Source organism: Streptomyces sp. NPDC059994, assembly GCF_042737755.1.
Lineage (GTDB): Bacteria > Actinomycetota > Actinomycetes > Streptomycetales > Streptomycetaceae > Streptomyces.
The window spans coordinates 21437-27436 of record NZ_JBHWUR010000033.1 but is presented as its reverse complement, the minus strand read 5'-3'; the positions used below and the strand labels follow the sequence as shown (position 1 = coordinate 27436).

General features: G+C 71.4%; 7 protein-coding genes and 1 pseudogene. 4 read left to right on the top strand and 4 right to left on the bottom strand.

Annotation, left to right across the window (positions count from 1 at the left end; all coding sequences use genetic code 11):
• Positions 1-116: 116 nt before the first annotated feature.
• Complete coding sequence (locus tag ACFWA7_RS18480; protein WP_385538879.1) at positions 117-1013, bottom strand: NAD-dependent epimerase/dehydratase family protein; 897 nt, start codon at positions 1011-1013, stop codon at positions 117-119.
• A gap of 148 nt (positions 1014-1161) precedes the next feature.
• Here ACFWA7_RS18480 and ACFWA7_RS18475 point away from each other — a divergent pair, with 148 nt between their 5' ends.
• From ACFWA7_RS18475 to ACFWA7_RS18465, 3 genes are all read left to right on the top strand, one after another.
• Positions 1162-2124 (top strand): GlxA family transcriptional regulator, encoded by a 963-nt coding sequence (locus ACFWA7_RS18475; RefSeq protein ID WP_385538877.1) that lies wholly within the window; start codon positions 1162-1164, stop codon positions 2122-2124.
• Between the two features lie 322 nt (positions 2125-2446).
• Complete coding sequence (locus tag ACFWA7_RS18470) at positions 2447-2902, top strand: hypothetical protein (RefSeq protein WP_385823903.1); 456 nt, start codon at positions 2447-2449, stop codon at positions 2900-2902.
• Positions 2899-3108: a hypothetical protein gene (locus ACFWA7_RS18465; protein WP_385823901.1), complete on the top strand. Its 210-nt coding sequence runs from the start codon at positions 2899-2901 to the stop codon at positions 3106-3108. The genes ACFWA7_RS18470 and ACFWA7_RS18465 overlap by 4 nt, the downstream gene beginning before the upstream one ends.
• 103 nt (positions 3109-3211) lie before the next feature.
• On the opposite strand, the gene ACFWA7_RS18460 is transcribed toward ACFWA7_RS18465, so the two are convergent.
• The 3 genes and pseudogenes from ACFWA7_RS18460 to ACFWA7_RS18450 all read right to left on the bottom strand — a co-directional run bounded on the left by ACFWA7_RS18460 (position 3212) and on the right by ACFWA7_RS18450 (position 4610).
• Positions 3212-3808, bottom strand: coding sequence for an HD domain-containing protein (locus ACFWA7_RS18460; RefSeq protein WP_385823899.1), 597 nt, complete (start codon positions 3806-3808; stop codon positions 3212-3214).
• 320 nt (positions 3809-4128) lie between these two features.
• Positions 4129-4253 (bottom strand): annotated as a pseudogene (locus tag ACFWA7_RS18455) (ADP-ribosylglycohydrolase family protein); the annotation flags it as partial.
• Positions 4254-4310: 57 nt separating this feature from the next.
• The gene (locus ACFWA7_RS18450) at positions 4311-4610 is read right to left on the bottom strand and encodes a hypothetical protein (RefSeq protein ID WP_385823897.1); all 300 of its coding nucleotides are present in this window, start codon (positions 4608-4610) and stop codon (positions 4311-4313) included.
• A 198-nt stretch (positions 4611-4808) separates the two neighbouring features.
• Between ACFWA7_RS18450 and ACFWA7_RS18445 the strand changes: the two genes are divergently transcribed.
• Positions 4809-5030 carry a hypothetical protein gene (locus ACFWA7_RS18445; RefSeq protein ID WP_385823895.1) on the top strand — a complete coding sequence of 74 codons (222 nt, stop codon included), beginning with the start codon at positions 4809-4811 and terminating at the stop codon, positions 5028-5030.
• Positions 5031-6000: the final 970 nt, after the last annotated feature.

Genomic DNA, 6000 nt, shown 5'->3' with positions numbered 1-6000 from the left:
CGGGGCGGGCCCCCCCCCACCCCGGGGGGGGCCCGCGGGGGGGGGGGGCCGCCCCCCCCCCCCCCCCCCCCCCCGGGGGGGGGGGGCGGGGCCCCCCCCCCCCCCCCACCGCGGCATCAGGCCGCCAGCGCTTCGCGGAGCGTTGAAGGCCTGAGTCCGAAGGTGTCGCGGATATCGCTGTCGTCCACGAGGAACGGACGCTCGGACATGTAGCTCATCTCGGCGAACTCCCGCCACAGTGGATCGGTGAAGGACAGCAGCGTCATATCCCGTTCGGTGAGCGGCTCCAACCGGGGTTCGGGCGCTCCGTGGAGTTCGGCGAGGTCGGTCGCGGCCTGGCGCAGGGTCGTGGTGATGACCGGGGCGTGCCAGGCCCGTCCCCAGGCCCGCTCGTCGCCGCTGACCGCCACCAGCGCCGCTGCGACGTCCTCGGTGTACGAAAACGAATGCGCCGCATCGGGATCGCCATGGACGAGAGCCAGTTCACCCTCGCGGACCCGAGGCGCGACCAGCAGCGTGAACGCTGAGACTGCGCCCGGGCCCAGGTACTGGCCGGCTCGCACTTCGGTGGCCCGCAGCCGCCCTTCGTCATGGGCATCCCTGGCCTGCCGCCACAGCTCGGCCCTCACCCGGCCCTTTCGGGTGTTCGGGGCCATCGGGGTGCGCTCGGTGACCGGCCCGGTGGTCTGCTGATAGCCGTAGTGGTTGCCGAGCATCACATAGTCGGCCCCGGCCCGCTCGGTCGCGGCGAGGATCGAAGCGAACAACGGCGGCATGGTCTCCGGCCAGGTGTGGTAGGCGGTCATGGCGGCGTTGAAGACCGTGGCCGCTCCGGCCAGCGCCTCGGCCAGTTCGTCAGTGCGGCCCGCGTCCAGGGCGATCCGTTCGATGCCGGGGTGGTCGGGCCCACCGCCGCTGCGGGTGATGAGGCGGACCGGCTTGCCGCTGTCGGCCAGTTGCCTTGCGGTCGCGACCCCCGTCGCGCCTGCCCCGATGACGACTGATTCAGCCATGACGTTGTCTCCGTTTTCGCTCAAAAATGGAACGCTTCCCCGAAGAGGGAGACGTGGTTCGCGGGGGCCCGATCGCTCGCCCAACTCTGCCGTGCGGACGCAGGGTAGGGTCAGTGGCCTGAAAGCCATGAGATCCAAGGATCTAGCCATGCATCGTGTTGCCGTCCTGGCCGTCCCCGCGGTCAAGCCCTTCGACCTGTCCATGCCGTCGACGCTGCTCGGCGCCGCCGAACTCAAGGGACGCCCCGGCTACGAGGTGACGGTGTGCACCGCCATGCCCGGTACAGTCGCCGCCTCCGGTGGCATCGAGGTGGTGATCCGGCACGGCCTTCAGGCGGTCGCGGCGGCGGACACGGTGATCGTCCCCTCAACCGCCAGTCGGCACGACGCCGAGCCGGCCGCACTGGACGCCTTGCGCGAGGCGGCTGCTGCGGGCAAGCGCATTGCCTCGATCTGCAGCGGCGCCTTCGTCCTCGCCCAGGCCGGGCTCCTCGACGGCCGTGCTGCCACCACCCACTGGGCCCTGGCCGAGGAACTGCAACGCGCCTTCCCTTCGGTGCGCGTAGACGCCGACCGGCTGTTCGCCGAGGACGGACCGATCGTCACCGGTGCGGGCTCGGCCGCCGGGATCGACCTGTGCCTGCACCTGATCAGCTCCGACTACGGCGCGGCCGTGGCCAACGCGGCAGCCCGCGCCGCTGTCGTCACCCCAGTGCGCCACGGCGGGCAGGCGCAGTTCGTGCAGACCCCCCTACCGGCCAAGACCGACTCCTCATTGGATGCGGCCCGCGTCTGGGCACTGCGGCATTTGGACCAGCCGATCTCCCTGCACGACCTGGCCGGTCAGGCCAAGGTCAGCGTGCGGACCCTGACCCGCCGCTTCACCACCGAGACTGGCGTGACCCCGTTCCAATGGCTGCTCCAGCAGCGGCTGTTGCGGGCCCGCGAGCTGCTGGAGACCACCGATCTCACCGTCGGCCATGTGGCCCGCCGCAGTGGCCTCGGCTCCGGCGAATCGCTCCGCCAGCACCTGAGCCGCCAGATCGGCATGACCCCGGCCGCCTACCGAGGCGCCTTCACTCACCGCCCGAGCGTGAAGACTGGTCAGTGACCGCGGGTGACTGGGCCGGACGTGGCGTTTCATAGGTGGTCGCCTGTGAAACACCGCGCCGCGCGGCGGTCCACCTGCGCGACCAGGAGATGAGCCTGCGCGACATCGCCCAGCGGCTCGTCATCACCACGGGCGCGAAAATGGGCAGCGCCCCTCACTCGCCACCGTCATGCGGATGCTCCGCGAACACGACGAGCAGGCCGCCGCGTCGGCGAGCACGTGATCATCTCGCTACTTTGCGGCTGGTGTCTGAGCCAGGACTCCAGGGCCGTGCCATGACGTCCAGCGTGCACGTCCTGGAGGCGAGACCCACTACACCCCCGTGCTCGCGCCGGACGGCGACTGGATCGGCCTCGCCCTGCGCGCCACGCCCCACGGCGACTTCGTCTCCACGGCCACCGCCCACGGCGGTGCGGACCTCTTCGCCGCGGCACTCGTGCTGCGCTGCCCCGCACGCATGGTCCGGCGCGGCCGGGGTGAACACGGGGCGGATCCTGCGCACCGGCCCGCTGCGCGCCGATGCGTGGCCGGAGCCGGCCGTGACCGTGGGCCCTCCCTTCCCCGGCCCTGCCCACGCTGCGATCACCCCGCCAACCCGGACCGCTCCACCGGCGACCGCGCCAACTTCGCCGAGCATCGCGCCGCCCGGCTGCTCGTGACCGCCACCACAGCCGGCCGCACGCATCTGCGCCTGCCGGACGGCAGTCCCAGCTCCACCGCGTTTCCCGGCGTGCTCCACCGCCTTTCCGTGCGTGCTCCACCGCCTTTCCCCGCGTGACCCCTGACGAGGCCGCACGCTTCGCGACGGACACCGGCGACCTGGTCTGGGGCTGCTTCCTCGACGGCGGCCAGAGCGCCAGGCTCGTCACCGCGAGCCCCGAGGGCCCCGTCCCCTACGGCAACCGCCACTACCTGCAATGGCCCGCCATCCTCCCGGGCCCCTTCCGCCGGTTCCCGACGAAGGCCGCCCCCGCGCAAGCCTGATCACCCTCCACTGGCACTCCGCCGGCCAGGACCCGGGCAGATCCCGGGGCCCTGGCCTTCTGCATCCTGTCGAGGGTGTCAGTCCCGGTGCCGGGCCGCGGAGTCAGTGCAAGGCGTGGCCGTATGCGGCGACGAGGCCTTCCAGCGCAGGGTCGCCGAACACGGTGCGCAGCTGGTGGAAGGCGTGCGTCTTGCCGGGGCCGAAGCGGCCCACGTAGGCGGCGTAGCTGTCGGGGGTGAGGAACGTGGGCGGCTTGCTCTTGCTGTGGAACTTGTCCGCGAACATCACCAGCTGCTCCTCGGCCGACTCGGCGAGGTAGTCGGCAGGCGGCAGCGGAAGCTGCTGGTGCTCGATGTCGTGCTTGGTCAGCCCGACCCCGGTGTGGCAGGAACAGAACCGGCACAGCTCCTCGGGGAAACCTTCTTCCGCGAGCAGGCCGTGGCCCAGGACGCCATGGCGTACGTAGTTGGCCTGATCAAGGCGGCCGGAAGCATCGTAGAGGCGGTAGACGCCGATGTCGTGCAGCAGGCACCCGGCCCGCACCAGATCACGGTCCAGGCTCATGGGAGAGCTGTCCATAAGGCCTTCGGCGATCCGCCACACGATCTCGCAGTGGGTCCAGACCAGCGCGAACGCCTCCTGGGAGGGGGCGTGTTTCACGTGGAGCTCGCGGATCTCGTCCACCGACGGAATGCTCATCGGCGCAGCCTAGCAACGCCGCGGCGCCCGCACGCCTCGCTTCATACTGCCCGCCAACGCGGCCGCCCGGGCAGCGGACGCGACCTTCGCAAACCGTCCTTGATCGCCCTGCCGTGAGGTGCGCATGCACAGGCCGGCGGCGATGGCGCTATTCGGTCGACTGGGGCAAGGCCCGGCGCGAGCTGGGCTACGAGCCGCGCTTGGACTTCACGCGGGGCCTGGCCGAGACGGTGGCCTGGTACCGGGAGAACCGGTCCTGGTGCGAGCCGCTGCTGCGCCGCGCGGGCTGAGCCGACGGCGCGCCCGGCGGGGCGGCCCCCGGCCACGCGGTCACCGTGGGTGAGGGCAGCGATGCGGCGGGCCGCGTCCATGGCGGCTTCTTGGCCGGCGGCCGCGAAGTGACCGCGGAGGTCGGTGCCCGCGTCAAGGAGCCGTTGCCTTCGGCGGAGGCACATCCGGTGCACCGCGCTGTGCGCACCGAGTGCGCGCAACGCCTCGCCGTTCACTTCGTCATTCCGGTGCGCACACCGGAGCTGCGATGCGCGGTGCGGTGCGCGGTGCGGTGCGCGTGCGCGGTGCGGTGCGCGGTGCGCGGTGCGCGTGCGCGGTGCGCGGTGCGCGTGCGCGGTGCGGTGCGGTGCGCGGTGCGCGTGCGCGGTGCGGTGCGCGGTGCGGTGCGGTGCGCGGTGCGCGTGCGCGGTGCGGTGCGCGGTGCGGTGCGCGTGCGCGGTGCGCGTGCGCGGTGCGCGTGCGCGGTGCGCGTGCGCGGTGCGCGTGCGCGGTGCGGTGCGGTGCCCTGCACCGCATGGTGGTGGTGCGCTGAAGTGCGATGACCGTACCGGTTTCCCCATCGCGGTACACATCGCGGAAGCGGTTCACCACCCCTGCATCAACGCGTCGGGGCTCTTGCTCTGCCGCGACCCTCGTCAAGGAGCCTCGCCGGGCCCGTCCCAGCGGCGCCGATCGCCGGGGCGGGGCGGGGCTCAAGAACGCGCAGCGGGTGGAGGACGACCCGCAGAAGCTCTTCACGGAGGCGTGCCCGCATGGGCTGAGCGCCCGGCTGTGCCAGGACGTCGACGCGCTGGACAGCTGCCTGCCGCCGCAGGCGGCCAAGCCGGCCCGGAAGGTCGCCGAGGTGCTGGAGAACCGCAGGCGGCCCCCGCGTGACCTCACTCTCCACCACCGCTTCACTATGCCGCGTTCAGCAGCCCGAAACGGGTAATGCGCAGATTGCCGGGGTTTTGTACTCCTTCACCGGTGTCCGGATTGCCGGGGTTTCCATGCGCGCGGTAATGCACGGAACGGATTGCCGGGGTTTTCCGGTGATATCAACCGCCCTTTCGACCTGGCGTGCTTGACGAGAAGTGCTGGCGGAACGGCCTACTGGGGTGCGGAATTGGATGGTGCACCAGCCTGCCGCCTCGGGCTCTTCGGGCCACGGCTCGCGATGCGATGTCACCGCCGACGACAAGGCGCTCGGCCGAGGCCGTCTCCGCGGTCTCCCCGGCCCAGAGCCTGCATCACCCCCCGGATGCAGGCAGCCCGCGGAGCCCGAGGGGTGTTCTGGAAGCCGCGCCAACGCCACGTCCCGGGGGCGCGGAGGCGGCGGCCGGCGAGCCGTCCGAGGTGTCAGTCGTTCAGTGAGTGATGTCGGCTGCCGGCGAGGTGTTCTGCCCCAGGTCTGGTGTGCAGGGTGGCCCGCACGGCTCATGGGCGACTCGGAACGGCTCCGCACCCGGACTAGGGGAGACGCTGACGAGCTTCTCCCCCGGCCGGGCCGGCGCCGTGGCTGCCGGACCTGACAAACGGACGGCGTCCACATGAAGGGACAGGACGTGCTTGAAGCGTTGGTGGCGCCTCAGTTCGAGGGTGTCCACGTGCCAGAGTCGGCCGGTCCCGGATATCGTCAGCGCGGTGCAACTTGTGCCTACTGCGGCAGAAATGAGCACGATCCACAGGAGGATTCCTCCCACAGCTGGTCCCTTCAATGGCTGAGGTTCAAGGGGATGCGCAGGGCCGGGCCCCTGGCGGCCCTCGGCATAACGCGAAGGCATATGCAGAGTTGTGCCCTCTCCTCCGATTGCAGCCATGCGCAGCAATCTGCCGGCGTCGACGCATATCGATCTATCTACTGATGATCGGTCGGTGGCCGTGGTGTCCAAAGGAGGGTTGGCAGGTGACCCGGCGGACCG